This is a genomic window from Marinovum sp. (genome assembly GCF_048263515.1).
Classification (GTDB): domain Bacteria; phylum Pseudomonadota; class Alphaproteobacteria; order Rhodobacterales; family Rhodobacteraceae; genus Marinovum.
This window is the reverse complement of record NZ_JBLXEC010000008.1, coordinates 132,322-157,617: the sequence shown is the minus strand read 5'-3', so window position 1 is coordinate 157,617 and position 25,296 is coordinate 132,322. Positions and strand designations below refer to the sequence as shown.

Below are 25,296 nucleotides of genomic sequence, written 5' to 3'. Positions count from 1 at the left end.
TGGTCGTAGGCCTTGAAGTCACCGAAGTACTTGGTGATCGCCGCGGTCAGCGTTGTCTTGCCGTGGTCAACATGGCCGATGGTGCCAATGTTGCAGTGCGGTTTGGAACGCTCAAACTTTTCCTTTGCCATGTCTTCTGGCGCCTCGTGGTCTGGGGGGCCGGACTTGGCCCGTTGCTACATCGCGGGCGAGATATTGGCTTTGAAGAGGAAAATCAAGCGTCAGTTGACCGGTTGCGCCGCCTTGTTGGTCTTCTTGCCCTCGGGGGCTTTCTCGACGCGGGCCTCGGGGGTGAACCAGCCGAAGCGCTTCTGCTGCACGCCGAGCCAGACCTCGAGCTGCTTGGCGCCCTTGATCACCAGGTTTTCCATCTGCTCCTCGGCGGTCTGGGTCAGGCCCGAGCCCGCCACCGTCTCGGCGCTGAGCGCCTCGAGCACGGTGATCTCGTGCGGTTCCTCGTTCAGCTTGATGCCCTTTTCGTCGTCCCAGACGGTGACCCGGAAGATCAGCACCGACTTGGGCTGCAGCACCAGCGGCACGCCGACCTGGGCCAGCACGTAGCCCTCGATCGAGATGCCGAAGTGATAGAGCCGCTTGTCCTCACCGTCGTAGCGGCGGAAACGGTCCTCGACCGCCTTGTCGAGCGCCGCGACCCATTGCTCTTCGCTGGCCTCGCGCGACAGCGGGCCCTTGACGAGGTTGGGGGCGATGACGATCGAATGCGCCAGCTTGAAGTCGCCCAGCGGTGCCGGGGCCTCGTCGAGATCGCGGCCGTCGCCACAGGACACAAGGGTGACAAGGGCAATCAGGGCAATCAACGCGCGCATCGGCAAGGGTCCTCTCTGGATCGTGCAGGATCGTTCCTAGCCGAGAGGACAAGGTGGCGCAATTGCACGCGGGCCCCTGACCCCTATATCTTGTAGGCAAAGGAGACCGTGCCATGCCGGACACCACCCTGCCACCGCGCCTGCCGGTGCATGTGCCGCTGGGCACGAGGCCGCTGGGCCTGCTGGCCAGCCTCTCGGCCGCACGGCGCAACCTGTTGAGCATCATACCGAAAATCGCCACCACCCAGCCGATGGTCTCTGGCCGGACCGGCGCGCGCTGGCACATGGTGATGGACCCCGAGGCGATCCGCGCGATGCTGCTCGAGCGGCTCGACGATTACCCCAAGTCCTTGGTGACAAAGAACCTCTTGCGCCCGGCGATCGGCGAATCGTTGTTCATCGCCGAGGGCGCGCATTGGCGCTGGCAGCGCCGGGCGGCGGCGCCGGTGTTCTCGCATCGCAACGTGATGAACCTGGCGCCGATCATGAGCCAGGCCGCAGAGCGCTGCTGCGCGCGCATTGCCGAGGCCGGGCCGAGGGCCGTGAACCTGCATGACGAGATGGTGACCACCACCTTCGACGTGATCTCTGACGTGACCTTTTCCGGTGACAGCGTGTTCGACAAATCCGGCGTGCACCGGGCGATCGACGACTACATCGCGGCGGCGGGGAAGATTTCGCTCTTCGACATGCTGGGCTTTCCCGACTGGGTGCCGCGACCCGGGCGCATCCTGTCCGGCGGCGCGGTCAAGCAGATGAAGGCGGTGGCCGACAGCGCCATCGACGCCCGCGCCGCGCGCAGTCATGACGGGGTGCCGGACCTCCTCGACCTGCTGCTGGCCGGCGAGGACCCCGAGACCAAGCGCAAGATGAGCGTGGCCGAGCTGCGCGACAACCTGCTGACCTTCATCGTCGCCGGGCATGAGACCACGGCGCTGGCGCTGTCGTGGTCGCTCTACCTCTGTGCTTTCGACCAGAAGGTGCAGGACCGCGCGCGCGAAGAGGCGCAGGCGGTGTTGCAGGGGCGGGCGGCCGGTGGCGAGGACCTGGCGCAGTTGCCGTTTGTCCGCCAGATCGTCGACGAAGCGATGCGGCTGTATCCGCCGGCGGGGATCATCTCGCGCACGGCGCAGAAGGCCGACACGCTCTGCGGTCGCGAGGTGCGGCCGGGAGATACGGTGATGGTGCCGATCTATGCGCTGCACCGGAATGCGCTGCTCTGGGAGGAACCGGACGCCTTTCGGCCCGAGCGGTTTGCCGACCGCAAGGCGGTGCCGCGTTATGCCTATCTGCCGTTTGGTGACGGGCCGCGGATCTGTATCGGCGCAAGTTTCGCCATCCAGGAAGCGGTGATCATTCTCGCGACGCTGTTGTCGCGGTTCCGGTTCACGCCGGTGCCGGGGCGGGAGCCCGAGCCGGTGATGATCATCACCGTGCGTCCCGAGGGCGGGGTGTGGTTGGAGGCGGAGGCGGTGTGAATGGTGGGTTGGAAACCCACCTTACACGGTCCGTAGGGTGGGTTTGTAACCCACCTTACCGATTAGATTTCGTCCGGCGCGGAATCAAGGCCGTCAGGCCGCCGCGCCATCGCCGACCCGCCCCCCGGGGCGGCGATTTGGGTGCGTAGGCGCGTCGCTCAGGTCTTTTCCGGATTTGGCAGGGATAAAGTGCTGCCGATCGACGGTTGGATCGCCACCCCGCGTGTCGGCGATGGCGCCCGCCAAACCTCAGCCCCGCAGCACGCCGCCTGTCGCCTTGCCGACCTTCTCGACCACCTTGGCGGAGACCGCCTCGATGTCCTTTTCGGTCAGCGTCTTGTCGGTCGGCTGCAGCCGCACGGTGATCGCCAGGGATTTCTTGCCCTCGCCGAGCGAGCCACCGATGAACTCGTCGAACACCCGCACCTCGGAAATCAGCCCCTTGTCGGCCCCGCCAGCGGCATTGACCACGTCGAGCGCCGCCACGTCCGCATCCAGCACGAAGGCGAAATCGCGTTCCACCGCCTGCAGGTCGTTCAGCTCGAGCGCAGAGCGCGTCGCGCCGGAGTTGCGCGGCAGGGGGATTTGCTCGGGGAAGAGGGTGAAGGCCATCGCCGGGCCCTTCACGTCCATTGCCTGCAGCACCCTGGGGTGCAGCTCGCCGAAGACGCCCAGCACCTTCTTGGGCCCGAGGCAGATCACCCCGTGGCGACCGGGATGGAACCAGCCCGGGCCGTCGCGGCGGATCTGCGCCTTGGCGGGGGCGCCCATGGCGGCCAGGATCGCCTCGGCATCAGCCTTGGCGTCAAAGACATTCACCGGGCGCGAGGCGCCATGCACGTCCTTGGGACCAGTGCGGCCGACCAGCAGGCCCGCCACCTGGTTGCTCTGCTCGCCGGGTTCGCCGCCCTGAAAGACATGGCCCAGCTCGAAGAGCGCCATGTCCATGAAGCCCCGCGCCTGGTTGCGCGCGGCGGCCTGCAACAGGCCCGGCAGCAGGTCGGGGCGCATGTGGCTCATCTCGGACGAGATCGGGTTGGCCAGACGGGTGGCATCCTCGCCACCGTCGAACAGCTGCGCCGAGCGCTCGTCGATGAAGCTGTAGGTCACGCATTCGTTGTAGCCCAGCGCCGCGGTGGTGCGCCGCGCGGCGGCCTCACGTTTCTGCATCGGCGACAGGATCGGCCGCGGCACGCCCTCGGAGGGGCGGGGCAGCGGACGGGCCGGCAGCTTGGTCAGCGAGGCGACGCGCGCCACCTCTTCCACCAGGTCGGCGGTGCCCAGCACATCGGGGCGCCAGGAGGGGACATGCGCCATGTTGCCCTCGAGCCGGAAGCCCAGCGAGGTCAGGATCTGGCGCTGTTCGCTCTCGGGGATCTCCATGCCGACCAGCGATTGCAGCCGCTTGGGGTCAAGCTCGTAGGCCCGCGCCACGTTGGGCACCTCGCCCGCGACCACGATCGACGAGGCCTCGCCGCCGCAGAGATCGAGGATCATCTGCGTCGCATCCTCCATCGCCTGCATGTTGTAGGCCGGGTCGATGCCGCGTTCGTTGCGATAGCGCGCGTCGGAGTTGATCTTGAGCGCGCGGCCGGTCATGGCGATCTGGATGTGATCCCAGACCGCGGCCTCGAGAAAGACATTGGTGGTCTCGTACGTGCAGCCGGTGGGCAACCCGCCCATGATGCCGCCGATGCTCTCGATGCCCTGGTCGTCGGAGATCACCACCTGGCCCTCGGAGAAGGTGTATTCCTTTTCGTCGAGGCCCATCAGGGTCTCGCCGCCCCGGGCGCGGTGAACGCGCAGGTTGCCCTGCACCTTGTCGGCGTCGAAGACGTGCAGCGGACGGTTGCGGTCATAGGTGAAGAAGTTGGTGATATCGACCAGCCGCGAGATCGGCCGCAGGCCGATGGCGCGCAGCCGGGTCTGCAGCCACTCGGGCGAGGGGCCGTTCTCGACATTGCGGATCAGCCGGCCGGCAAAGACCTCGCAGCCATCCTTGCGGGTGTCCTCGTCAATGCTGACGCTGATCGGGCAGGGGAAATGGCTTTCGACGTGGCTGGCGTCGGGGCGCTTGAGCTTGCCCAGGCCGCGCGCCGCGAGGTCGCGGGCGATGCCATGCACCCCCAGCGCATCGGGGCGGTTGGGGGTGATCGCAATCTCGATCACCGGGTCGACCTTGGCGGGATCATTCTCGGCCAGCCAGTCGGTGAAGCGCTGGCCGACCTCGCCGGAGGGCAGCTCGATGATGCCGTCGTGTTCTTCGCTGAGTTCCATCTCGCGCTCGGAGCACATCATGCCGTAGCTCTCGATGCCGCGGATCTTGCCGACGCCGATGGTGGTGTCGATGCCGGGGACATAGACGCCGGGCTTGGCGATCACCACGGTGATGCCTTCGCGCGCATTGGGGGCGCCGCAGATGATCTGGGTCTCGCCGTCGGCGGTGGCCACCTGGCAGACCTTGAGCTTGTCGGCATCGGGGTGTTTCTCTGCCTTGAGCACCTTGCCGATGGTGAATTCCCCCAGACGTTCCGCCGGGTTCGAGACCTCCTCGACCTCGAGGCCGAGATCGGTGAGCGCATAGGTGATCTCGTCGACCGAGGCCTGCGTGTCGAGATGATCCTTGAGCCAGGACAGGGTGAATTTCATGTGCGTCGCTTCCGGTCAGTCATTCGGGTTGCGCCGGGAGATACCGCAAAGGGCAGAGAGGGGAAAGACCTGGTGAGTTTGGGGGGTGACGGTGCGCAGAGGCCATGGAGCAAAGCGCCAAGCGCGTTAACAGCGGCTGCAAGCCGCCGCGCATCGCCGGGCCGCCCCTCGGCACGGCGATTTGGCCAACGAGGCGCGTCGATCTGATCCTTTGCGGACTTGGCTGGGATAAAGTGCTGCCGAACCAACCGGGGTCGCCGCACCGCGGCCCGTCGATACGCGGCTCGCGCTTGGATCAGGACAGGTGGCGAAGCAAGCGGCGCGTTCGGATTGAAGGACCAAGCGCGTTAACAGCGGCCAAAGGCCGCCGCGCATCATGCCAGAGGCATGCCTTTGGCATGACGGGCCGCCTCCACGGCACGGCGATTTGGCTGACCCAAGCGCGCCGACCTGATCTCTTCCGGTCTTGGCGGGGATAAAGTGCTGTTGAACCAGCCGCAGATCGCCGCACCGCGGCCCGACGAGACGCGGCTTGAGCAAACCGCCGGACCGCCCACCGGCCCGGCGATCCACGCCAGGCGCCTAGCCTGCCGAGACCAGAGCCTTGGGGTCGGTCACCGAGATGCCCAGAGCCTCGCCCACGGCGGCATAAGTCAGCTGCCCGGCATGCACGTTCAACCCGGCCAGCAGATGCGGGTCATCGGCGCAGGCCTGCTTCCAGCCCTTGTCGGCCAGGGCCAGCAGGAAGGGCATCGTCGCATTGCCCAGCGCGATGGTCGAGGTGCGCGCCACGGCGCCGGGCATGTTGGCCACGCAGTAATGCATGATGCCGTCGACCTCGTAGATCGGATCGGCATGGGTGGTGGCCTTCGAGGTCTCGAAACAGCCGCCCTGGTCGATCGCCACGTCCACAAGCGCCGCGCCGGGTTTCATGTCAGCCAGCTCGGCCCGTGAAATCAGCTTGGGCGCCGCCGCTCCGGGGATCAGCACAGCGCCGATCACCATGTCGGCCTCGCGGGCGATCTCGGCGGTATTGCCGGCGCTGGCGAACATCGTCTTGAAGGTGCCGCCGAAGACGTCGTCGAGATAGCGCATCCGCGGCAGTGACCGGTCGAGCACGGTGACATCGGCGCCCATGCCGGCCGCGACGCGGGCCGCGTGGGTGCCGACCACGCCGCCACCGATCACCGCCACCTTGGCCGGGCCCACACCGGGTACGCCGCCCATCAGCACCCCACGGCCGCCATTGGCCTTCTGCAGGGTCCAGGCGCCGACCTGCGGCGCCAGCTTGCCGGCGACCTCGGACATCGGCGCCAGCAGCGGCAGGCCGCCACGGGAATCGGTCACCGTCTCGTAGGCGATGCAGGTCGCGCCCGAGGCCAGCAGGTCATGCGTCTGGTCCGGATCGGGGGCGAGGTGGAGGTAGGTAAAGAGCAGCTGGCCCTCGCGCAGCATCTTGCGTTCGGCGGCCTGCGGCTCCTTGACCTTGACGATCATGTCTGCGGTGGCAAAGACCTCTTCGGCGCTGTCGACGATCGCCGCGCCGATGGCGGCATAGGCGGCATCGTCAAAGCCCGAGCCGGTCCCGGCGCCGCTCTGCACCACGACCTCGTGGCCATGGGCGATCGCTTCCTGCGCGGCATTGGGCGTCAGGCCGACGCGGAATTCCTGCGGTTTGATCTCGGTTGGACAGCCGATCTTCATCAAAATCTCCCTGTTGGACGTGTTGTTTTTTGGGTGTTTTCCTCCAGCCTTGCGCAGAATTCGGTGCAGGTGATTGACTTTTTTCCCCGAGCCGGCTGTCATTTTCGAAGAGGCTTCGATAAAATCGCGGGATGATCGAAGGATACGCCGCCTGATGCAGCTCGACCCGACGGACCGACGAATCCTGACCGTGCTGCAGAAGCATGGCCGGATGTCCAACGCCGACCTCGCCGAACGCATCAACCTCTCGGCCTCGGCCTGTCACCGGCGGGTGCAGCGGCTCGAAGACGAAGGCATCATCCGCGATTATGTCGCCATGCTCGACCCGCGCAAGCTGGGCCTGCCCTCGACGGTCTTTGTCGAGATCTCGCTGTCTGGCCAGTCGGACGAATTGCTCGAGGGCTTCGAGACCGCGGTGGCGCGCATCCCGAACGTTCTGGAATGCCACCTGATGGCCGGCACCGCGGATTACATCCTCAAGCTGGTGGTCGAGGACACCGACGATTTCGCCCGCATCCACCGGCAATACCTGACCCGCATCCCCGGCGTGGCGCGGATGCAGTCGAGCTTTGCCCTGCGCACGGTGTTCAAGACCACGGCCCTGCCGGTCTGACACGTCGCAAGACGCCGACAATTGTCAGAGATTATTTGGCGGGATTAACCCGGTGTTTCCGGTTCTGCGGCATATCCGCGGCACCGGGGAAGCCAGATGCCATTTAATTTCAACGCCGTCGACACCCAGTTCGCCACCGCCACCGGCGCCCATGTCGGCACCGGCGACGACCGCTCGCATTTCGATGGCCCGCCGTCAGAGACCACCGGGCTGACGATCACCTCGCACGACGGTGACAGCGATCCGCGGCTGTTCGAGGTCGGCGAGACCTATTCGGTGAGCTACATCGGGCCGAACGGGCCGGTGACCATCGCCAATGCTGTGGTGATGCGCAGCGATGCGGCGCCGGTCGACGGGTCGACCAGCACTACGCCCACCGATGCCGGGGTGATCGTGCTCAGCGGGCTCGACCAGAACGGCCATGAGAGCTAGATCGTCTGGACGCCGGAGTTCGACCTCGAGCAATGGTATCTTGCCGCGCTTCAGGATGGCAGCCCGGCCTTCTACACCGCCGACCAGCAGGCGGACTACAACCACCGGTTCGTCTGTTTCGCCGCCGAGACGCGGATCGCCGCGCGCGGCGGGCCGGTGGCGGCGGAAGACATTGGTACCGGCCGTCTGCTGCGCACGCTGGACGCCGGGCTGCAGCCGGTGGCCTGGTACGGGCAGCGGCGGCTGGCGGGGCGGGGGGCGGCGGCGCCGGTGCTCTTTGCGCCCGGCACCATCGGCAACCATGCGCCGCTGCGGCTGAGCCAGCAGCACCGGGTGCTGCTCCGTTCGCCGCTGGCCGAGCTGATGTTCGGTACGGCCGAGGTGCTGGTGCCGGCCAGGGCCCTGGTCAACGGCACCAGCATCCGCATCGCCCCCTGCGCGCGGATCACCTATGTGCATGTCCTGCTGGAGGCCCATCACATCCTGCGGGCCGAGGGCGCGCTCTGCGAGAGCCTGCTGATGGGCGACGAGGCCATGAGACTTCTTCAGGCCCCGCGCTGCGCGGGCCGCGCCGCGATGCGCCCGGCCCGGCCGATCCTGCGCGGCTTCGAGGCGGCGGCGCTGGTGCGGGCGCCGCCCGCGAAAACCGCGCCGCGCCCGCCGCGCGCGGCCCCTGTGACAAGAATTCCGGCCTGCGCCGCGCTTTGACGTTCAGCGCGGCGGACAAACCGGCTAGGATTGCGCAAAACGGGCGCATGCCCGGGCGGGGCGCTGGCAGGCCTCGGGCTGACATCAAAGCGTCAAACCCGACTGGTAGGGGCCCCGGGACAGGACCTGGAGCACCATATGACCGAAGATGACAATTGCGCGCTGGACTGGCTGGAAGCCGAGCTTCAGGACACGTTCGACGAGGATATCGAGATCGAGTTCTCGGAGCCGATGCTGAGCCGCGAGATTCGCAAGATCTACCTGCGCGAACACCCCGAGATGCTGGACCGCGAGGTCTATTTCCGCAACCTGCTGCGGCTGCAGTCGGAACTGATCAAGGTGCAGGACTGGGTGCAGCACACCGGCGCCAAGGTCTGCATCCTGTTCGAAGGCCGCGACAGCGCCGGCAAGGGCGGGGTGATCAAGCGCATTGCCCAGCGGCTCGATCCGCGGGTGGCGCGGGTGGTGGCGCTGCCGGCACCGTCGCGGCGCGAGCAGTCGCAATGGTTCTTCCAGCGCTACGTGCCGCATCTGCCGGCGGGCGGCGAGATCGTGATGTTCGATCGCTCCTGGTACAACCGCGCCGGGGTCGAGCGGGTGATGGGCTTTGCCAGCGAGAAGGAGGTCGAGAACTTCTTCCAGGACGTGCCGGAATTCGAGCGGATGCTGGTGCGCTCGGGGGTGATCCTGCTGAAATACTGGTTCTCGATCACCGACCAGGAGCAGCAGCTGCGCTTCCTGATGCGCATCCATGATCCGATGAAACAGTGGAAGCTGTCGCCGATGGATCTCGAGAGCCGGATCCGCTGGGAGCAATATACCAAGGCCAAGGAAGAGATGTTCGCGCGGACCAACATTCCCGAGGCGCCCTGGTACATCGTCGAGGGCAACGACAAGAAGCGCGAGCGGCTGAACTGCATCGAGCACATCCTGACGAAGATCCCTTACGAGGAGGTGCCGCACGAGAAGGTGACCCTGCCGGAGCGGGTCTACAACCCCGACTACGAGCGGCAGGTGCTGCCGGATGAGCTTTACGTGCCGAAGGTGTTTTAGGGCGGCTGGTGGCGCGCAGGTTGGGGGCGCTGCCCCCGTCGCCTTTGGCGACTCCCCCGAGGGTATTTTCGGCAAGAGGAATGGAGGCTGCGGCTCAGTTGCAGATGGTCTGCAGGGACTGCCACTCGGGGTCTGTCAGGAGGGGGCGGGGGGTGAAGTTGTCGGGCAGGTCGGCCTGGGCGGCGAGGATGCGGTCTGACAGGGCGGGATGCGAGGTGAAATGGGCGAGGAAGCCTTCCTCTTCGCCGAAGGCGCGGCGCAGGCGGTCGAAGAAGACGCCGAGCGCGGCGGGGTCGATGGCGGTGTCCATCAGCAGGGCGCGGGCGAAATCATCGGCGGCGGCCTCGGCCTCGCGGGCGTAGCTGGCCTCGATCAGGCGTTCTGCGAGAAACAGCACCAGCGCGCCGCCGGCGAAATCGCCGAAGAGCAGGCCCAGCACGCCGATCGAGCCGGCGGAGCGCAGGGCATGGCGGGTCGGGTCGCGGCTGACCACATGGCCGATTTCGTGGGCGAAGACGGCGGCAACCTCTTCCGGGGTCTCGGCGGCCTGGATCAAGCCGCGGAAGAAGACCACGTAGCCGCCGGGCAGGACGAAGGCGTTGATCATCTCGTGATCGAGCACATGCACCGAGATCTCCTGGCCTTCGGGCAGGCCGGGGGCGAGGCGGGCGCGCAGTGTCTCGAGCGCGGTGAGGCCTTCGGGGGCGTTGCAGAAGGCCACCGGTTCGCCCATGCCGCTTTCGTCCAGCGCGCTGCGGATCTGGTCGAGCGTGGCGGCGCCGAGCGCGCGTTCGCCGGCGGGCGGGATGTAGTCTGCCATCTGGTCGGCCATGGTGGGCACCAGCACGAAGACGATCAGCGCCACCGAGGCCAGCGCCGCCGCGGCCCAGGCCATCAGCCGGCCGCGCCGCACCAGCGGCGCCGGGCGGCGGACGTCGGGCAGGCGCTGGAGCAGCAGGCCGTCGTCGAGGATCAGCCGCGCCACCGGGTCGTCGCGTCGGTGCAGGATCACTAGGTCGCCGCCGGCCTGATCCGGCAGTTGGCGCAGATCGTCGAGCGGCCAGAGCAGGGGCGCAAAGCCCATGCGGCCAATGCGCAGGGCGCGGGCGTCTTCGTCGACGGTGACATGCGCCAGATCGCCGACTGCGGTGTCGCCGTCGAAATAGAGGCCTCGGGACTCGAAGGAGTCTGGCGCGGCGCCGACGCGGATCACCGTCATATCGCGGCCCCCAGGTCGAGCGCCTCGGCAAAGCCCTCGGCCTCGTGAAACTCGTCGCGGGCGCGCTGCGAGACCTGCGTCAGGGCGGCGGGATTGTCGAGGGTCAGCGTGGTGGCATAATGCCGCCAGGTGGGCAGGGTCACCCAGGCATGGGTGAAGGTGGCCCAGAGCAGGAAGATCGCGAAGTAGAGCGCCACGCCCACCGCCAGCAGCAGCGGCTGCGGCAAGGCAGAGACCAGAGCGCCGAGCTCGCCGAAATCCTGCATGATCTCGGTCTGCGAGAATTGCACCAGCATGATCCCGAAGGCCAGCAGCCCCAGCGGCACCGCCAGCACCACGGCGGTGGCGAGATGGCCCAGGACGGTGATCATCAGGATGCGGAAGGGGCGGGGCCGCGCGGTCAGGGTGAGGCCGCTGGCGGATTTGTGGTTGGCGAGGATGCGCGTGGTCTCGACCCGGTAGTAGACATAGCCGTAGGCCGCCAGCACCCAGGCCGCGAGGACAAGCACATAGGCCTCGGGGTAGCCGGCGCCTTCGGCCAGGGCGAGGCCCGCCACGGCCAGCAGGAGGGCCGTGAACATCGGCCAGGTGGCGCGGTAGAGCATGGTCCAGCGGCCGCCCTGGTTGAGACGGACATTGCCGAACCAGGTCCGGTCGGTGCGGTATTTCTCGAGCCAGAAGGTCATGCGCGGCCAGAGCAGGCCGAGGGTGAGCAGGGTGATCGTCCAGTGCAGCAGCGCCCGCCAGACATAACCCCAGGCGCCGGGTGCCATGCCGAAGCGCACGCCGCGCCAGCGGGTGCGGGCCAGGACGTAGCGGCGGGCGCGGTAGCGGGCGTAGAACCACAGCGGGATCACCCCCAGAAAGCTGACCGCATAGGCCATGTAGTTCTGCTGGAACAGCGAGAAGCTGACGAACATCAGCGCCAGGTTCACCACGCCGATATAGAAGGCGAGGATCACCACGGCGATCAGGAAGCCCAGCAGCTTTTCGTAAGGATCGCCGACGTATTCCAGCGGCGTGCCGCCGGGGCGGGTGGCCGACCAGTACCAGCGTCGCAGCCGGGTCTTCATCCAGAAGCGGTAGAGGCCCAGGGTCAGCACGGTCAAGGCGCCGGTCTTGAGCGCCAGCCAGAAGACCGCGCGGCGCTTGCCGACGAAGTCCGTGGTCAGCGTCTCTGGCGGGGTGGGGCTGGCGTAGCTGCCGGGCGGTGGCCAACTGGCCGCGGGCAGGGACGCGCTGGGCGTCAGAGGCACGGGCTGCCCGCCGCCGGTCGCGGGCGAGGCCTTTTCCCAGGCTGAGGTCTCGGGCATGTCAGGCTCTCCGCGGGCTCTCTGGCCACAGAGGAAGACGGCGCCGCCCGGTTGTCAACCAGCCGGGCGGCGGCGCTGTCAGGTAAAGCTGTTGTCGCGCGGGAAGCCGCGCGGCGCCATGCGGCCGGTGCCGGCACGTTTGCCCAGCCATTCGCCAAGATCGCTCTCGGTGCGGGTGCGGCCGGCGGGATCGCGCCAGCTCAGCCCTTCGGCGAGGGTGAAGGTGGTGGCGTCGGACATGCCGCCATCCTTGTACTTCTGCAGGCGCACGCCCTTGCCGCGGCCCATCTCCGGCAGTTCGTCGAGCGGGAAGACCAGCACCTTGCGGTTCTCGCCCACCACGGCCACGGCATCGCCGGTCACCGGCTTGCAGACGCGGGCGCGGGCCGGCGCGCGGACGTTGAGCACCTGCTTGCCGGCGCGGGTCTGGGCCACCACTTCACCCTCGGGCACGACGAAGCCGTCACCAGCGGAGGAGGCGACCAGCAGCTTGCGCTCGGGTCGGTGGATGAAGAGATCGACGATCTCGGCCTCGTTGGGCAGGTCGACCATCAGCCGCAGCGGTTCACCCATGCCGCGGCCGCCGGGCAGGTTGGCAGCGGAAATGGTGTAGAACCTGCCGTTCGAGCCAAAGACCAGCAGCCGGTCGGTCGTTTCGGCATGGAAGATGAAGCGCGGGCCGTCGCCGTCCTTGAACTTGAGTTCGCGGCCCAGGTCGATATGGCCGGTCATGGCGCGGATCCAGCCCATCTGCGAGCAGACCACGGTGATCGGCTCGCGGTCGATCATCGCTTCGATCGGGACCTCCTCGATCTCGCCGGCCTCGGCAAAGACGGTGCGGCGAGTGCCGGCCTCATATCCCTTGCCGAAGGTCTTTTTCGCCTCTTTCAGCTGGTCGGCGATCCGGGCCCATTGCAGGCCCTCGTTCTCGAGCAGATCCTCGAGCCCGGCGCGTTCCTCCATCAGGGCATCGCGCTCGTTCAGAAGCGCCATCTCCTCGAGCCGGCGCAGGGCGCGCAGGCGCATGTTGAGGATCGCCTCGGCCTGGACCTCGGTCAGGCTGAGCGCCTCGGTCGCGGCCGGCGGGACATAGTCGCTTTCGTCCGTGGCGCGCACGAAGTCGCGGCCCCAGTCCTCGCGCATCAGGGCCGGCTTGGGCTCGTTGTCGTAGCGGATGATGTCGATCACCCGGTCGAGGTTGAGGAAGGCGATGATCAGGCCTTCCAGCACTTCCAGCCGGTGGTCGATCTTTTCCATCCGGTGCAGCGAGCGCCGTTGCAGCACCTCGCGGCGGAAGTCGAGGAAGGCGCGCAGCACCTCCTTCATCGAGCAGACCTTGGGCGTGACGCCGTCGATCAGCACGTTCATGTTGAGCGAAAAGCGCACCTCGAGATCGGAGTTGCGGTAGAGCATGCCCATCAGCACGTCGGGATCGACGTTCTTGGACCTCGGTTCCAGCACCATGCGGATGTCGTCGGCGCTCTCGTCGCGGATGTCGGCGAGGATCGGCACCTTCTTGGTCTGGATCAGCTCGGCGATCTTTTCGATCAGCTTGGACTTCTGCACCTGATAGGGGATCTCGGTGACGACGATCTGCCACTGGCCGCGGCCGAGGTCCTCGACCTCGTGCTTGGCCCGCAGGCGGAAGGAGCCACGGCCGGTGCGATAGGCCTCGGCGATGTTTTCGCGCGGCTCGACGATCACGCCGCCGGTGGGGAAATCGGGGCCGGGCACGTAGTTCAGCAGGGTCTCGTCGCGGGCGTCGGGCACCTTGATCAGATGCAGACAGGCGTCGATCAGCTCGGGGATGTTGTGTGGCGGAATGTTGGTCGCCATGCCGACGGCAATGCCCGAAGAGCCATTGGCCAGCAGGTTGGGGAATTCGGCGGGCAGGACAACCGGCTCGGTCAGGCGGCCGTCATAGTTGTCGCGGAAATCCACCGCATTTTCATCAAGTCCGTTGAGAAGCGCCTCGGCGACAAAAGTCATCCGCGCCTCGGTGTACCGGCTGGCGGCGGGATTGTCGCCGTCGATATTGCCGAAGTTGCCCTGGCCGTCGACCAGCGGGTAGCGGACGTTGAAATCCTGCGCCAGCCGCGCCATCGCATCATAGATCGCGGCATCGCCATGGGGGTGGAAATCGCCCATGGTGTCGCCAGAGATCTTGGCGGATTTCAGGAACTTGCCATTCGACGCCAGCCGCAGCCGGTGCATCGCATAAAGGATGCGCCGGTGCACCGGTTTCAGCCCGTCACGCGCATCGGGCAGGGCCCGGTGCATGATGGTCGAAAGCGCATAGGTGAGATAGCGTTCACCCAGCGCCCGGCGCAGGGGTTCTGCCAGTTCGGCTTGGCCGATATTGTTGTCGGGTGTCTCTTCGCTCATGCATATGGTGTAGCCTCAGCCGCGAGAACCGTAAAGCACCTGAAAGGCGCAACCGATCACTATCCTTGGGGTCATGTCGGGGTGCATCAGGTTAGATGGGAAAATCCAAAGCGGTTTTCCCTTAGTTCGAGAGGCCGAATCTGGTATCCAGACTCCGGAGCGTGGAAAAGTCTGCAGGTACGAGTGAGCGGGGGAGCGGCATGAAATCCTATATCTGGGTGACCTTCGGGTTTTTGGCGGTAGCATATTACCAGTTGTCCGACGGTGCGGAGTTCAAGCCCGGGGCCAACGGCATCGAGGTCTTTGCCGAGGTCGACCCCCTGCTTGTGCAGGAGATCGCCCGCCGCCACGAAGTCACGCGGCTGGCATTGGTCGACAGCGCCAGCCTGGCGCCAGCGCCGGGCGAAACCATCGATCCGGCCCAGGCGCAGCTGGAGACCGCGGTGCTGACCGCGATTCGCAGCCAGGAGCCGTCGGTCGAGACCGCGCCGGTGTCTGAGGAGACCCGCGTCGCGGTGACCCTTCCCGCCACCGAGGCCGAGGCGCGCGACCTGCGCTCGGTCAACGGCACCCGCGTCAACCTGCGTGAAGGGCCGGGCACCGATCACGGTGTCCTTGGCCAGCTGACGCGCGGCACCTCGGTCGAGGTGCTCGAGGATGATGGTGCAGGCTGGGTGCGGCTGCAGGTTCTGCCCGAAGGCCAGATCGGCTGGATCGCCGACTTCCTGCTCGACGAGGTCTGAGACCTAGCAACCGCCCCTCGTTCGACACCGGCCAGAGGGCCGACGCCGCGCCGCACTGCGAGCGCGGCGTTCTTTTTGTCAATAAAAAAGTTCTCAATTCGGGAACCAAGTGACTCCCGCCGCGGTTAACTCGACAACTGGCCACGACGGCTGAGACGGCACAATCGGGCGGCAGCACTTCCGGGAAACCTGCATCGGTTTTCCCCGCGTTTCGCGGGCCCTTTCGTGCAATCCAGGTCTCACCTCACGCGCCGAACCTGTCGCCGTTCAGGCGACGATATGTGAACAAGGGATACCGCCATGAAAACCTACGTCTGGTTGACTTTCGCATTTCTCGGCTGGGGCTACTACGAGGCATCCGGCGGCGCCGATTTCCAGGCCGGACCGTCCAAGACCGACACCGCCCCGATCCTTGCCGCTGCCCAAGCCGCGCCGGCTGACACAGCCCCGCACCAAGTGGCCGAGGCCGATCTCGGCCCCCGCGGCAGCGTTCAGCGTCAGCTCGAAACCGCCCTGCTGACCGCCCTGCGTGACAAGCATCCCGCCACCCGCACCGGCAGCCTCGAGAACATCCAGGCCGTATCCTTTGCCGCCGATGCCGCCGAGGCGCAACCGGCCCAGCCCGAAGCCGCGCCCCAAGCCACCATCAAGATCACCAGCAAGACCATCTCGCCGCGTCTGCGCCCCGATGATCTGACCGAAGAGGCCGAGGCCCCCATCACCCTTGCCATCGGCCCCAACACCGCTGCCGCCCCCGACGCTTCGCCCCGCCCGCGCATGCGCCCGCGAGAGCTGGCCGGCGCGCCGACCGGCGTGATGCCGACGATCTCGACCCGTGGCGAGAGCCCCGCCGTGTCGCGATTTGCCGCCGGTCGGATCAAGGGCACCCGCGCCAACATGCGCATGGGTCCCGGCACCAACTTCCCGGTGCTCAAGGCGATGCCCGCAGGGTCCAACGTGCGCATCCTGCGCAACGGTCCCGACGGCTGGGTCAAGCTGAAGTCGGAAGACGACGGCCGCATCGGCTGGATGGCCGGCCGCCTCGTCGCCCGCCAGTAGGCCGACAGCACGCTACCTGCTTGCACCTTCCCCCCGACTGACCCACATCTTGCGCATGAGTCCTCAGACAGGAGCCTTCATGCGCAAGTCCATTCTGATTACCGGCTGTTCGTCGGGCATCGGCCGCGATGCGGCCCTTGGTCTGCAACGCCGTGGCTGGCGCGTCTTTGCCTCCTGCCGCAAGGAAGTCGACTGCCAGACCCTGCGCGACGAAGGCTTCGAGAGCCCGCGCATCGACTACGCCGATCCCGAGAGCATAAAGACCGGCCTTGCCGAAGTGCTCCAGGCCACCGGCGGCACCCTCGACGCGCTGTTCAACAACGGCGCCTTTGCCACCCCCGGTGCGGTCGAAGACCTGCCGCGCGAGGCGCTGGTCGAGCTTTTCCAGACCAATGTCTTCGGTGTTCATGACCTCACCCGCCAGGTGATCCCGGTGATGCGGGCGCAGGGGCATGGCCGCATCGTCAATTGCTCGTCCGTCCTCGGCTTTGTCGCGGCGCCTTGGCGCGGCGCCTATAACGCCAGCAAACACGCGCTGGAAGGGCTGACCGACACGCTGCGGATCGAGATGCGCGACACGCCGCTCAAGATCATCACGATCGAACCCGGCCCGGTGACCTCGCAATTCCGCAAGAACTCGGCGGCGCATTTCGAGCGCTGGGTTGACTGGGAGGCCTCGCCCCGTGCCGAGCAATATCGCACCCGCCTGCTCAAACGCCTCTACGATGAAAACGGCCCGGCCCGGTTTGAACTGCCACCCTCGGCGGTAACCGAAAAGCTCTGGCGCGCGCTCGAGGATCCCGCGCCCCGCGCGCGGTACTACGTGACCACGCCGACCTACGCCATGGGCGCGCTGAAGCGGCTCCTGCCCACCGCCTGGCTCGACTGGATCCTCGCCAAGGGCTGATGCGCCGCGGGGTGAGGCGAAACGCCGGTTCGCTTTCGCCGCCCCTTGGCTTATGTCACACTGCAGCTACAAATTCCGGAGGCCGTCATGGCGAACGACCCGCTTTTCTACATCATCGGCATCGCGCTGCTCGCCGTGGTGGTCATTCTGTTCTTTGGCATCGGAAGCTTTGCCAAGGGCGGAGATTTCAACAAGAAATACGCCAACAAGGCGATGCGCTGGCGGATCATCGCGCAATTCGTCGCGGTGGTGCTGATCCTGGCCTTCGTCTGGATCCGGGGGAAGAGCTGAGATGGTTGTCCTGAGCAAGATCTACACCCGCACCGGCGACAAGGGTGACACCGCGCTGGGCAATGGCACGCGGGTCGCCAAGCACGCGCTGCGGGTTTCGGCCTATGGCACCTCTGATGAGTTGAATGCCACCGTCGGCTTGGCACGGCTGCACGCCGAGGGCGAGGCCGACGCGGCGCTGGCGCGCATCCAGAACGACCTCTTCGACCTGGGTGCCGACCTCTGCAACCCCGAGCCGGAAGGGGACGTCGAGCCCGAGTATCCGCCGCTGCGGATGGTGGCGGAACAGACCGCACGGCTCGAAGCCGAGATCGACGCGATGAACGCCAAGCTGACGCCGCTTCGGAGCTTCATCCTGCCGGGTGGATCGGCCTTGGCGGCACATCTGCACCTGTGCCGCACAGTGGCACGCCGGGCTGAGCGGCTGGCGGTGCAACTGGCCGGGGTCGAGTCGATCAACAGCCATGCGGTGACCTATCTGAACCGCCTGTCCGACTGGTTCTTCGTGGCCGGGCGGATTGCGAATAACGACGGGGCGGATGACGTGCTCTGGGTGCCTGGGGCCAATCGATAAGTTCGTCTTGTGTCGCGCCCCCGGACCTGATCCGGGGCCTCTTGTCAGGCGCTGGTGCTGAGGTCCCGGATCAAGTCCGGGACGTGCGGAAGTGGGGGCGGCGTCTAAAGAGCCTCTGCGGTGACGTGCTTGTCTGGTGCCAACGGTCATTATTCCAGCGCAACGCGCCCCGGACTTGATCCGGGGCCTCTTGTCAGACGTTGGAGGAGAGGTCCCGGATCAAGTCCGGGACGTGCGAAGCGGGTAGGCGACGTCTAGAGAGCCTCGGTCGTGACGTGCTTGCCTGGTGCCAACGGTCATCATTCCAGCGCAACGCGCCCCGGACCTGATCCGGGGCCTCATGGCAGGCGCTGGAGACGAGGTCCCGGGTCAAGCCCGGGACGTGTCGCGCCTCACCCTCACTCCGGCACCTTGAACGTCAGCGACGCCCAGAGCGATTCCCACACCGGGTCCTCTGCCGTCGCCGGCTCCAGCGGGCGCACCACCACCGCATCGGCCAGGTAGACATGACCGGGTGAGACCGGCAGCACGGCCACGCCCTCGGCATCGGTGCGCAGCAGGCTGACGGTCACCTCACCCTCCGGCGACTTGGCGAAGAGCTCGACCTGCGCATCCCCGCGCGGCGCGCCCTGGTAGAGCACCCGTACCGGCAGCCCGTCAGACAGATCGTCGGTATAGGGGTTGGCCAGCGCCACGATCTCGGTCTGCAGGCCGGCCTCGCGATCGGCCCCGGCGCCATCGCCCACGGCAATCAACGCCTTGCCGTAGCGAGAGTAATTCTCGCGAAAGCCGGTTTCGGGCAGGCCGCGTGCCTGGTGGTCGGCGATCAGCCCGGCCCAGTCCTTGTGGGTGACAAACCGCTGGAACAGCTCCCAGTCGCTGTAGGTCAGGGTGGTGTCATTGGTCACATGCACCACCACCGCCAACCCGTTCTCGGGCGTCGCCATGCGCAGGGCCGGACGGTCGCCGGCGCGGCCTTCGACCGGATAGGTGTTGTCGCCCATCAGGATGTCGAAGCGCTGGATGCGCGGCGGAAAGTAGGAATAGGCCGGGCCCTCGAAATCCTCGCCGACGCGCAGGTTGGCGATCAGTTGGCTGTTCGAAGGCACTTCCCAGGCAAGGGCGTCAATGTAGAACTCATGCGCCGCCGCAAGCAGCGGCAGGGTGCTCAGGCCCAGCGCGAGGCTGAGCGAGGCGGCAAATCGGCGTATCATCGGGGATCCCTCCTGCAAGGGGCCAAGGGTAGCGCCCCCCGCGGGGGGAGCAAGCCGGATCACGCAACCTTGCGCGCGCGGTCCTCCAGCGTCTTGGCAAATTGCGCCACCCGGACCGAGAACTTGCGCGTCATCCGCGCCCGCGCCAGCTTGAGCGATTGCACCAGAAGGCGCGCCGAGAGCGTCTTCGGCGCCAGCCGCGCGGCGATGTTCATCCGGGTGCGGTTGGGGGTGAGGGCGGTCAGGTCGACCTCCATCTCGGTCTCCATGCCACCGGCCCTGGCGGCAAAGGCCAGAGTTTCCGGCGCGGCGATGCGCAGCACCTCGATCTCGGCGGTCATCTCGCGGCCGCGGAACTTGAAGGTGGCGGTCCAGCTGGGCACGCCGGCGCCACCCGCCTTGGGCGCATGGCGACGGACCTGCACGCCGCGGCGCATCGCCTGACGCTCGAGCGTTTCATAATCCGACAGCGCGGCAAAGACCTTGTCGATCGGCGCCTCGATGTCTTCCTGACTGGTGAATTCCATCTGACTGCTCGGTCTTGTTTGTTTGCCGGCAGTGTCGCGTCAATCCAGCGTGTCCGCAAGCCAGTTCCGCAGGAGAAATTGTGCAATTGCACCTTTCCGCGCGGGCTTGAGCCGGGGGTGTTCACCGGCAAAGGCCAGCGCCATCTCCTCGCGGCTGACCCAGAGCGCATCCTCGAGTTCGACCGGATCGAGGGTGATCTCTCGGGCCAGTGCCTCGCCGCGGCAGCCGAACATCAGCGAGGCCGGAAAGGGCCAGGGTTGCGAAGCGAGGTAGCTCACCTCGCCCACCGGCACGCCGGATTCCTCCAGCACCTCGCGGCGCACGGCCGCCTCGAGCGTCTCGCCCGGTTCGACAAAGCCAGCGAGCAGCGAATACATCCCATCGGGCCAGCCCGGCGAGCGGCCCATCAGCACCGAATTGCCGTGGGTGATCAGCATGATGACCACCGGATCGGTGCGCGGGAAGTGCTGCGCGCCGCAGTCGCGGCAGGCGCGTTGCCAGCCGGCGTTGATGATCTCGGACCGGGTGCCGCAGCGCGAGCAGAAGCGGTGACTGTCGTGCCAGCCGAGAATCGCCTTGGCGGTGGCCGCCAGCTCGGCGTCGCGCGGGCTCAGCCGGGTCATGTTCATCCGCAGCTCGGCAAATCCCATGGCGCCGGGCAGGTCCGGGTGACGCTGCACCGAGGAATCGACAAACTGCCCCAGCACAGCCCCGTCAAGGTCCACCGGCTCCCATGCCGACAGGTTGCAGGCAAAGATCGCGACGCCGTCTTCGCGCCCCAGCAGCATCAGATCGTCGTCGCCCTGTTTCAGCGCCTTGTGATCCAGTGGCAGCCGCACCAGCGCGCCGCTTTCCTCGTCGATCAGCGGCTTGCCGCGCCAGATCAGGATGGCGCGCGCTGCCGGATCGCCTTGGGCCGCGGCCAGAGCCGCCGCATCGCCGCGGATCTCTGCCGCCCGGTCGAGGGAGGATCCGCCGAAGGTCACCGTCTCCGCGTGTTTCATGCCGTGCCTCTCCCGCGCTTCCCTGTTGTCTGCCCGGTCGGGATGGCATGGGCCGCCCCCTCTTGCAAGCGGCGGCCGGGTTGATTACATAGCGGGTCGAGAGGTTGGCGCGGGCAGGCGCCTCGCCAACCCGGTCAGGTCCGGAAGGAAGCAGCCGTAACGAGCCCCGCTTGGGTCGTTGTCCAGCCTCTCACCTGCCCTCCCCAGGGCGAAAATCACGCCCCCTGTCACCCGGCCCGAGCGTTGCAGTCCCTGCAGCGATCCCGGTCGGTTTGCGGTTGGATGGGGATTGCTTGCTGGCTCGGTGCAAGACGACGCCGGGATCAAGGCGAGATCGCCATTCGATCCGGAGCAAGGTGGCAGGGGGCCTCCCGGCATGGCAGGAGACTCCGGAATGAGCCTGTGCCGCCTGGCCGGAAGACCCCTTGAAGGTCAAAAAGGGTGTCAGCTGGGTCCCGGCGGCCTCAGAGCCCCAGCAAGAGCACGCCGGCCAGGATCACGCCGGCAATGAACAGCGTCTCGAGAAAGATCAGTACCACCGATTGCGGCGGCACCGAGAGGATGCGCTTCAGCTCGGTCTTCATGCCCACCGCGGCAATCGCCGTCAGCATCGCCCATTTCGACGTCGCCCAGAGGGTGTTCTGCACCCAGGCCGGGATGATCCCCGTCGAATTGAGCAGAGCCAGGACAAAGAAGGCGAGCACAAAACCCGGCAGGATCGGCGGGCGCTTGCCGTCGGTCGCCTCGGCCACCCCGGCCTGGCGCAGCGAGAGTGTGAGGATCAGCACGAAGGGCGCCAGCAACGAGACCCGGATCAGCTTGACCGTGGTCGATGTCTCGCCGACCGCCTCCGACACCGAAAAACCCGCGCCGACGACCTGGGCCACGTCGTGAATAGTGCCGCCGAGAAAGACACCTGAGGCCAGGTCCGAGAGGTCCAGCAGCTGGGCGAGGATCGGATAGACCACCATCGCCACGGTGCTGAGGAGGGTGACGCCGAAGACGGTAAAGCTCAGGTTGCGTTCACTGTGCTCGTTTCGGGGCAGGACGGCGGCGATGGCCATGGCCGCCGAGGCGCCGCAGATCGACACCGCTCCGGCGGTCAGGATCGCCAGCCGCCAGCCTCGGCCCAGCCCACGCGCGGCCAAGGCGCCGAAAACCAGCGTGGCGAGCAGGGCACCGACGATCAGGGCAATGACGCCGAGGCCCAGCTCGGCAAAGACCTCGAAGCTGATCCGCGCCCCCAGCAGCGCCACGCCGAGCCGCAACACCCCCTTGGCCGAAAAGGTGATGCCCGGCGCGCAGCGCTCGCCGTCCTCGACAAGGAAGTGCAGCGACAGCCCCATCAGCAGCGCCAGCAGCATCGCCGGCGCACCGTAGTGGTCCGACAGGAACTGCGCCGCCAGCGCCGCCAGCCCGCAGACCAGCAGCCCCGGCCAGTAGAGGTGCAGGCGCTGGGAAAGGGCGCGCAGGCGCGGCGGAGCCAAGGCAGAAGTGGTCATCGGCGGAGGGGTCCTTTCGAGGGGGAAGTCAGAACAGCAGGCCGGCGGGAAGTGGCACCGACAGCAGGTCGCGAAAGCCGAGGGTGAAGGCGACGATCACCACCGCCACACCCAGCGCCAGAAGCGCCCAGCTGCGGGGGCTGCGACGCTCGTGCTCGGCGGCCAGCATCAGACCGGCGGCCATGACGATGCCGGCAGCGGCAAAGCCCAGCACCGGCACCAACGCGACACCGACCGCCATGGCCAGCGGCACACCGACGCGGCGCAGCGGCGCGCCGCTGCTCAGGTCCTCGACCACCCGGCCGGTCATCAGAGTCTCCAGCGCCGCCAGTGCGCAGAGCACCAGCATGCCGATGGCGATGGTGCGCGGAAAGACTGCCGCCTCGGGGTTCAGCCCGGCGGCCTGCACCAGCACGACGATGGCCACGGCCGCCATGGCGCCGATGCCGGCAAGGTCGCGCAGCACGGCGCGGGGGGTGGCCCGGGGCGCGCGCGGCGCGGGTTGCAGTCCGGCGGACATCGCGGCAGCACCGGGGCGCAAACGGCGGAGGATTGCCGGGGCGAAGGGGTAGAGAAAGCTCATCAGCGTGAGCGCGATGATCACCATCGACAGCGGTCGGCCGAAGAACTGGCCCCAGAGGTTGCCCATGGCATCGCCGATGGTCCAGCTCTGCACGAAGCCCTCTTCGGCGATCCGCCCGAGGATCAGCCCCAGCACGATCGGCGAGACCGAGAAGCCGCGGCGGTTGGCGACCCAGCCGACGACGCCCAGCGCGACCATGATGCCGACGTCGGCCAGGCTGTTGCGGATCGCGAAGCTGCCGATGATGGTCATGAAGGCCACCACCGGCACCAGCGCCGCCTTGGGCGCGCGGACGATGGCGCCATAGGCAAAACGGCCGATCAGCAGCCCCACCGGCAGCATCAGCAACGTGGCGAGGAACAGCCCGAAGATGAAGGTGAAGACGATGTTGGATTCGCCGGTGAACAAGGTCGGACCTGTTCGCACCCCCTGCACCAGCAGCGCGCCCAGGATCACGGCGTCCGGCGGCGTGCCGGGAATGCCCAGCACCAGCGTCGGGATGAAGCCGCCGCCGACGGTGGCATTGTTGGCCGATTCCGTGGCGACGATGCCGCCGGGGTTGCCGGTGCCGTAGTCCGGCGCGCGGCGGTTGGCGCGGCGGGCCTCGGAATAGGCCACCAGCCCGGCAATCGAGCCGCCGGCCCCGGGCAGGGCGCCGACCAGCGTGCCGATCACCGAGCTTTTCACCACGTTGAGCTTCTCGTGCATCAGCGTCGTCACGGCTTCGGGCAGGCGAAAGCCGCGCGTGGCCTCCGGCGGCTCGAGGTGACGGTCGCGGCGGGCGGCAAGCTCGATCAGGACCGGCACGCAATAGAGGCCGATCAACGCCGAGACGGTCTCGATCCCGCCCAGCAGGGTCTGCGAGCCAAAGGTGAAGCGGACCTCGGCGCTGGTCTCGGAGATGCCGATCATCGCGATCAGGATGCCGAAACAGGCGCCGATCAACCCCTTGAGGAAGTCGCGTGTCGACAGCGCGGCAATCAGCGACAGGCCGAAGATCGCCAGCCAGAAGTACTCGACCGGGCCGAAGGCCAGCGCGGCCTGGGCCAGCGGCGGCGCCAGCAACAGCAGGGCGGTGGCCCCGATCAAGCCGCCGACCATCGACGACAGGCAGGCGATGGTCACCGCAAGGTCTCCGTTGCCCTTCTTTGCCATCGGGTAGCCGTCGAAGGTGGTGCCGATGGCCGAGGGCGTGCCCGGCGTGTTCAGCAGGATCGCGGCATAGGCGCCGCCGTAGATCGCGCCGGTATAGATCGCGCCCAGCAGGATCAGGGCGCTTTCCGGCGGCATGCCGAAGGTGAAGGGCACCAGCACGGCTACCGCCATTGTGGCGGTCAGCCCCGGCACCGAGCCGATGATCGTGCCGGCCGCGACGCCGGCCAGAGCCAGCAACAGGTTGAGGGGTGAGAATGCGGCAATCAGGTAGTCGAACATGAGCGGATCCCGTCTGACAGTGGCACCGGGCCTCGGGGCCGCGGCTGGGGGTCAAGAAAGGGCAGGCGGCCCGGGACAGGCCGCCTGCAACAACCTCGGTCGGTTGTCAGTCGAGAATGCCGGCCGCCTTGGCGGCGCCGATGTCCTCGGAGGTGCGATGGGCCATGAAGGCGTCCATCTTCTCGCCATAGGGCACGTCGAGCAGGGCAAAGCCGCCGTCGATCATCTTCTGGCGGAACTCTTCGTCGGCGTTGATCGCGGCAATCGCGTCGGACACCGCCTGACGGGTCTCTTCCGAGGCGCTTTTCGGCACGGCGATGCCGCGGTAAGCGCCCGAGACGATGTCATAGCCCAGCTCGCGGAAGGTCGGCACATCGGGGAAGGCCGGGTGACGCTCTTCCATCGCGATGGCCAGCAGGCGGACGTTGTCGCCCTGACCGACACCGACGGTGGTATAGCCCCATTCTGCATCGACCTGACCGCCCAGCATGGCGGTGACCGCTGCACCGGTGCCTTTGAATGCCACATAGGTCGTCTCGGTCCCGGCCAACTGGTCGAACTTGACCGAGACCAGGTGGTTCGCCGTGCCCTTGCCAGAGCCTGCGAAGGTCACTTGGCGCGGCTTCTCATTGGCCGCGGCGATCAGGTCGTCGAGGGTCTGGAACGGGCTGTCGGCGCGCACCACGATGGCATCGGGCGTGTAGTGAAAGAAGAAGACATTGACGATGTCCTCGGTCACGAAGCCGACATTGCCCTGTTCGGGCTTGACGATGATATGCGGCAGATTGGTGCCCATGATGACCGACCCGTCATCGGCCATTGAGTTGAGCTGCGACCAGCCGACCGCACCGCCGCCGCCGGGCTTGTAGGACACCACCAGCTGCGAGTCGAAGATCTGTTCGAAGAAGGGCTGCTGCATCCGCGCGGTGATGTCGGATTCACCGCCCGGGCCGAAGGGGATGATGTAATCCACCTGCGACGGCGGAAAGCCCTCGGCCTGCGCCATCGGCGCAAATGCGATCGCGGCGGCAAGCCCCAGCGCGGCGCTGGTCAATCTGGTAAGTTTCATGGTCTTC

The 25,296-nt window shown here is 67.1% G+C and carries 23 protein-coding genes and 1 other RNA gene; 11 read left to right on the top strand and 13 right to left on the bottom strand.

Annotation, left to right across the window (positions count from 1 at the left end):
* Positions 1–131: GTP-binding protein (locus tag ACN0SE_RS10225; RefSeq protein WP_417268718.1), on the bottom strand; the 131-nt coding region annotated here is incomplete at its 3' end.
* Positions 132–221: 90 nt separating this feature from the next.
* Positions 222–827 (bottom strand): hypothetical protein, encoded by a 606-nt coding sequence (locus ACN0SE_RS10220; protein ID WP_417524409.1) that lies wholly within the window; start codon positions 825–827, stop codon positions 222–224.
* Between the two features lie 113 nt (positions 828–940).
* Here ACN0SE_RS10220 and ACN0SE_RS10215 point away from each other — a divergent pair, with 113 nt between their 5' ends.
* Positions 941–2,305, top strand: coding sequence for a cytochrome P450 (locus ACN0SE_RS10215; protein WP_417524408.1), 1,365 nt, complete (start codon positions 941–943; stop codon positions 2,303–2,305).
* Between the two features lie 249 nt (positions 2,306–2,554).
* Here ACN0SE_RS10215 and pheT read toward each other — a convergent pair whose 3' ends face one another.
* Positions 2,555–4,954, bottom strand: coding sequence for a phenylalanine--tRNA ligase subunit beta (gene pheT, locus ACN0SE_RS10210; RefSeq protein WP_417524407.1), 2,400 nt, complete (start codon positions 4,952–4,954; stop codon positions 2,555–2,557).
* Positions 4,955–5,536: 582 nt separating this feature from the next.
* Positions 5,537–6,658, bottom strand: coding sequence for an alanine dehydrogenase (ald, locus tag ACN0SE_RS10205; protein WP_417524406.1), 1,122 nt, complete (start codon positions 6,656–6,658; stop codon positions 5,537–5,539).
* A 154-nt stretch (positions 6,659–6,812) separates the two neighbouring features.
* Here ald and ACN0SE_RS10200 point away from each other — a divergent pair, with 154 nt between their 5' ends.
* The 4 genes from ACN0SE_RS10200 (at position 6,813) to ppk2 (ending at position 9,464) form a co-directional block, all read left to right on the top strand.
* Positions 6,813–7,271 (top strand): Lrp/AsnC family transcriptional regulator, encoded by a 459-nt coding sequence (locus tag ACN0SE_RS10200; protein WP_048533159.1) that lies wholly within the window; start codon positions 6,813–6,815, stop codon positions 7,269–7,271.
* 96 nt (positions 7,272–7,367) lie between these two features.
* Positions 7,368–7,703, top strand: coding sequence for a hypothetical protein (locus tag ACN0SE_RS10195; protein ID WP_417524405.1), 336 nt, complete (start codon positions 7,368–7,370; stop codon positions 7,701–7,703).
* Positions 7,704–8,411, top strand: a complete 708-nt coding sequence (locus tag ACN0SE_RS10190; protein WP_417524415.1) for a Hint domain-containing protein — start codon at positions 7,704–7,706, stop codon at positions 8,409–8,411.
* A 138-nt stretch (positions 8,412–8,549) separates the two neighbouring features.
* Entirely contained in the window at positions 8,550–9,464 is a 915-nt protein-coding gene (ppk2, locus tag ACN0SE_RS10185) for a polyphosphate kinase 2 (protein ID WP_417524404.1), read from the top strand.
* A gap of 94 nt (positions 9,465–9,558) precedes the next feature.
* Here ppk2 and ACN0SE_RS10180 read toward each other — a convergent pair whose 3' ends face one another.
* The 3 genes from ACN0SE_RS10180 to ACN0SE_RS10170 form a co-directional block, all read right to left on the bottom strand.
* Positions 9,559–10,683, bottom strand: coding sequence for a M48 family metallopeptidase (locus tag ACN0SE_RS10180; RefSeq protein ID WP_417524403.1), 1,125 nt, complete (start codon positions 10,681–10,683; stop codon positions 9,559–9,561).
* Positions 10,680–11,996 carry a DUF898 family protein gene (locus ACN0SE_RS10175; protein ID WP_417524402.1) on the bottom strand — a complete coding sequence of 439 codons (1,317 nt, stop codon included), beginning with the start codon at positions 11,994–11,996 and terminating at the stop codon, positions 10,680–10,682. The genes ACN0SE_RS10180 and ACN0SE_RS10175 overlap by 4 nt, the downstream gene beginning before the upstream one ends.
* Positions 11,997–12,074: 78 nt before the next feature.
* Positions 12,075–14,381, bottom strand: a complete 2,307-nt coding sequence (locus ACN0SE_RS10170) for a DNA topoisomerase IV subunit A (protein WP_417524401.1) — start codon at positions 14,379–14,381, stop codon at positions 12,075–12,077.
* A 200-nt stretch (positions 14,382–14,581) separates the two neighbouring features.
* On the opposite strand from ACN0SE_RS10170, the gene ACN0SE_RS10165 reads away from it, so the two are divergent.
* The 5 genes from ACN0SE_RS10165 to ACN0SE_RS10145 all read left to right on the top strand — a co-directional run bounded on the left by ACN0SE_RS10165 (position 14,582) and on the right by ACN0SE_RS10145 (position 17,955).
* On the top strand, positions 14,582–15,124 hold the full coding sequence (locus tag ACN0SE_RS10165) for an SH3 domain-containing protein (protein ID WP_417524400.1): 543 nt from the start codon (positions 14,582–14,584) through the stop codon (positions 15,122–15,124).
* 300 nt (positions 15,125–15,424) lie between these two features.
* Positions 15,425–16,183: an SH3 domain-containing protein gene (locus ACN0SE_RS10160; RefSeq protein ID WP_417524399.1), complete on the top strand. Its 759-nt coding sequence runs from the start codon at positions 15,425–15,427 to the stop codon at positions 16,181–16,183.
* A gap of 79 nt (positions 16,184–16,262) precedes the next feature.
* Positions 16,263–17,090, top strand: a complete 828-nt coding sequence (locus tag ACN0SE_RS10155; RefSeq protein WP_417524398.1) for an SDR family NAD(P)-dependent oxidoreductase — start codon at positions 16,263–16,265, stop codon at positions 17,088–17,090.
* An 87-nt stretch (positions 17,091–17,177) separates the two neighbouring features.
* Complete coding sequence (locus ACN0SE_RS10150; protein ID WP_417524397.1) at positions 17,178–17,381, top strand: twin transmembrane helix small protein; 204 nt, start codon at positions 17,178–17,180, stop codon at positions 17,379–17,381.
* A 1-nt stretch (position 17,382) separates the two neighbouring features.
* Positions 17,383–17,955, top strand: coding sequence for a cob(I)yrinic acid a,c-diamide adenosyltransferase (locus ACN0SE_RS10145; protein WP_417524396.1), 573 nt, complete (start codon positions 17,383–17,385; stop codon positions 17,953–17,955).
* A 398-nt stretch (positions 17,956–18,353) separates the two neighbouring features.
* Here ACN0SE_RS10145 and ACN0SE_RS10140 read toward each other — a convergent pair whose 3' ends face one another.
* Genes ACN0SE_RS10140 through nudC form a run of 3 tightly spaced genes read right to left on the bottom strand, consistent with a single transcriptional unit; the run spans position 18,354 to position 20,701 of the window.
* Entirely contained in the window at positions 18,354–19,169 is an 816-nt protein-coding gene (locus ACN0SE_RS10140) for a DUF4198 domain-containing protein (protein WP_417524395.1), read from the bottom strand.
* A 59-nt stretch (positions 19,170–19,228) separates the two neighbouring features.
* A complete protein-coding gene (locus tag ACN0SE_RS10135) occupies positions 19,229–19,696 on the bottom strand; it encodes an SRPBCC family protein (protein WP_417524394.1) in 468 nt (155 codons plus the stop codon).
* A 39-nt stretch (positions 19,697–19,735) separates the two neighbouring features.
* Positions 19,736–20,701: an NAD(+) diphosphatase gene (nudC, locus tag ACN0SE_RS10130; protein WP_417524393.1), complete on the bottom strand. Its 966-nt coding sequence runs from the start codon at positions 20,699–20,701 to the stop codon at positions 19,736–19,738.
* Positions 20,702–20,798: 97 nt separating this feature from the next.
* Between nudC and ffs the strand changes: the two genes are divergently transcribed.
* An RNA gene (gene ffs / locus ACN0SE_RS10125) (signal recognition particle sRNA small type) lies at positions 20,799–20,897 on the top strand.
* 268 nt (positions 20,898–21,165) lie between these two features.
* Here ffs and ACN0SE_RS10120 read toward each other — a convergent pair.
* The 3 genes from ACN0SE_RS10120 to ACN0SE_RS10110 form a co-directional block, all read right to left on the bottom strand.
* On the bottom strand, positions 21,166–22,203 hold the full coding sequence (locus tag ACN0SE_RS10120) for a YeiH family protein (protein WP_417524392.1): 1,038 nt from the start codon (positions 22,201–22,203) through the stop codon (positions 21,166–21,168).
* A 28-nt stretch (positions 22,204–22,231) separates the two neighbouring features.
* Positions 22,232–24,220: a tripartite tricarboxylate transporter permease gene (locus ACN0SE_RS10115; protein WP_417524391.1), complete on the bottom strand. Its 1,989-nt coding sequence runs from the start codon at positions 24,218–24,220 to the stop codon at positions 22,232–22,234.
* Positions 24,221–24,326: 106 nt separating this feature from the next.
* Positions 24,327–25,289 carry a tripartite tricarboxylate transporter substrate binding protein gene (locus tag ACN0SE_RS10110; RefSeq protein WP_417524390.1) on the bottom strand — a complete coding sequence of 321 codons (963 nt, stop codon included), beginning with the start codon at positions 25,287–25,289 and terminating at the stop codon, positions 24,327–24,329.
* Positions 25,290–25,296: the final 7 nt, after the last annotated feature.

Excerpts from the sequence above, each read along its gene's own strand:
- ACN0SE_RS10140 (WP_417524395.1), bottom strand. The coding sequence starts at position 19,169 with ATGATACGCCGATTTGCCGCCTCGCTCAGCCTCGCGCTGGGCCTGAGC.
- ACN0SE_RS10180 (WP_417524403.1), bottom strand. The coding sequence starts at position 10,683 with ATGACGGTGATCCGCGTCGGCGCCGCGCCAGACTCCTTCGAGTCCCGA.
- pheT (WP_417524407.1), bottom strand. The coding sequence starts at position 4,954 with ATGAAATTCACCCTGTCCTGGCTCAAGGATCATCTCGACACGCAGGCC.
- ACN0SE_RS10120 (WP_417524392.1), bottom strand. The coding sequence starts at position 22,203 with ATGACCACTTCTGCCTTGGCTCCGCCGCGCCTGCGCGCCCTTTCCCAG.
- ACN0SE_RS10155 (WP_417524398.1), top strand. The coding sequence starts at position 16,263 with ATGCGCAAGTCCATTCTGATTACCGGCTGTTCGTCGGGCATCGGCCGC.
- ACN0SE_RS10170 (WP_417524401.1), bottom strand. The coding sequence starts at position 14,381 with ATGAGCGAAGAGACACCCGACAACAATATCGGCCAAGCCGAACTGGCA.
- ald (WP_417524406.1), bottom strand. The coding sequence starts at position 6,658 with ATGAAGATCGGCTGTCCAACCGAGATCAAACCGCAGGAATTCCGCGTC.
- ACN0SE_RS10175 (WP_417524402.1), bottom strand. The coding sequence starts at position 11,996 with ATGCCCGAGACCTCAGCCTGGGAAAAGGCCTCGCCCGCGACCGGCGGC.
- ACN0SE_RS10115 (WP_417524391.1), bottom strand. The coding sequence starts at position 24,220 with ATGTTCGACTACCTGATTGCCGCATTCTCACCCCTCAACCTGTTGCTG.
- ACN0SE_RS10195 (WP_417524405.1), top strand. The coding sequence starts at position 7,368 with ATGCCATTTAATTTCAACGCCGTCGACACCCAGTTCGCCACCGCCACC.
- ACN0SE_RS10165 (WP_417524400.1), top strand. The coding sequence starts at position 14,582 with ATGAAATCCTATATCTGGGTGACCTTCGGGTTTTTGGCGGTAGCATAT.
- nudC (WP_417524393.1), bottom strand. The coding sequence starts at position 20,701 with ATGAAACACGCGGAGACGGTGACCTTCGGCGGATCCTCCCTCGACCGG.
- ACN0SE_RS10135 (WP_417524394.1), bottom strand. The coding sequence starts at position 19,696 with ATGGAATTCACCAGTCAGGAAGACATCGAGGCGCCGATCGACAAGGTC.
- ACN0SE_RS10145 (WP_417524396.1), top strand. The coding sequence starts at position 17,383 with ATGGTTGTCCTGAGCAAGATCTACACCCGCACCGGCGACAAGGGTGAC.
- ACN0SE_RS10150 (WP_417524397.1), top strand. The coding sequence starts at position 17,178 with ATGGCGAACGACCCGCTTTTCTACATCATCGGCATCGCGCTGCTCGCC.
- ppk2 (WP_417524404.1), top strand. The coding sequence starts at position 8,550 with ATGACCGAAGATGACAATTGCGCGCTGGACTGGCTGGAAGCCGAGCTT.
- ACN0SE_RS10160 (WP_417524399.1), top strand. The coding sequence starts at position 15,425 with ATGAAAACCTACGTCTGGTTGACTTTCGCATTTCTCGGCTGGGGCTAC.
- ACN0SE_RS10220 (WP_417524409.1), bottom strand. The coding sequence starts at position 827 with ATGCGCGCGTTGATTGCCCTGATTGCCCTTGTCACCCTTGTGTCCTGT.
- ACN0SE_RS10110 (WP_417524390.1), bottom strand. The coding sequence starts at position 25,289 with ATGAAACTTACCAGATTGACCAGCGCCGCGCTGGGGCTTGCCGCCGCG.
- ACN0SE_RS10200 (WP_048533159.1), top strand. The coding sequence starts at position 6,813 with ATGCAGCTCGACCCGACGGACCGACGAATCCTGACCGTGCTGCAGAAG.
- ACN0SE_RS10215 (WP_417524408.1), top strand. The coding sequence starts at position 941 with ATGCCGGACACCACCCTGCCACCGCGCCTGCCGGTGCATGTGCCGCTG.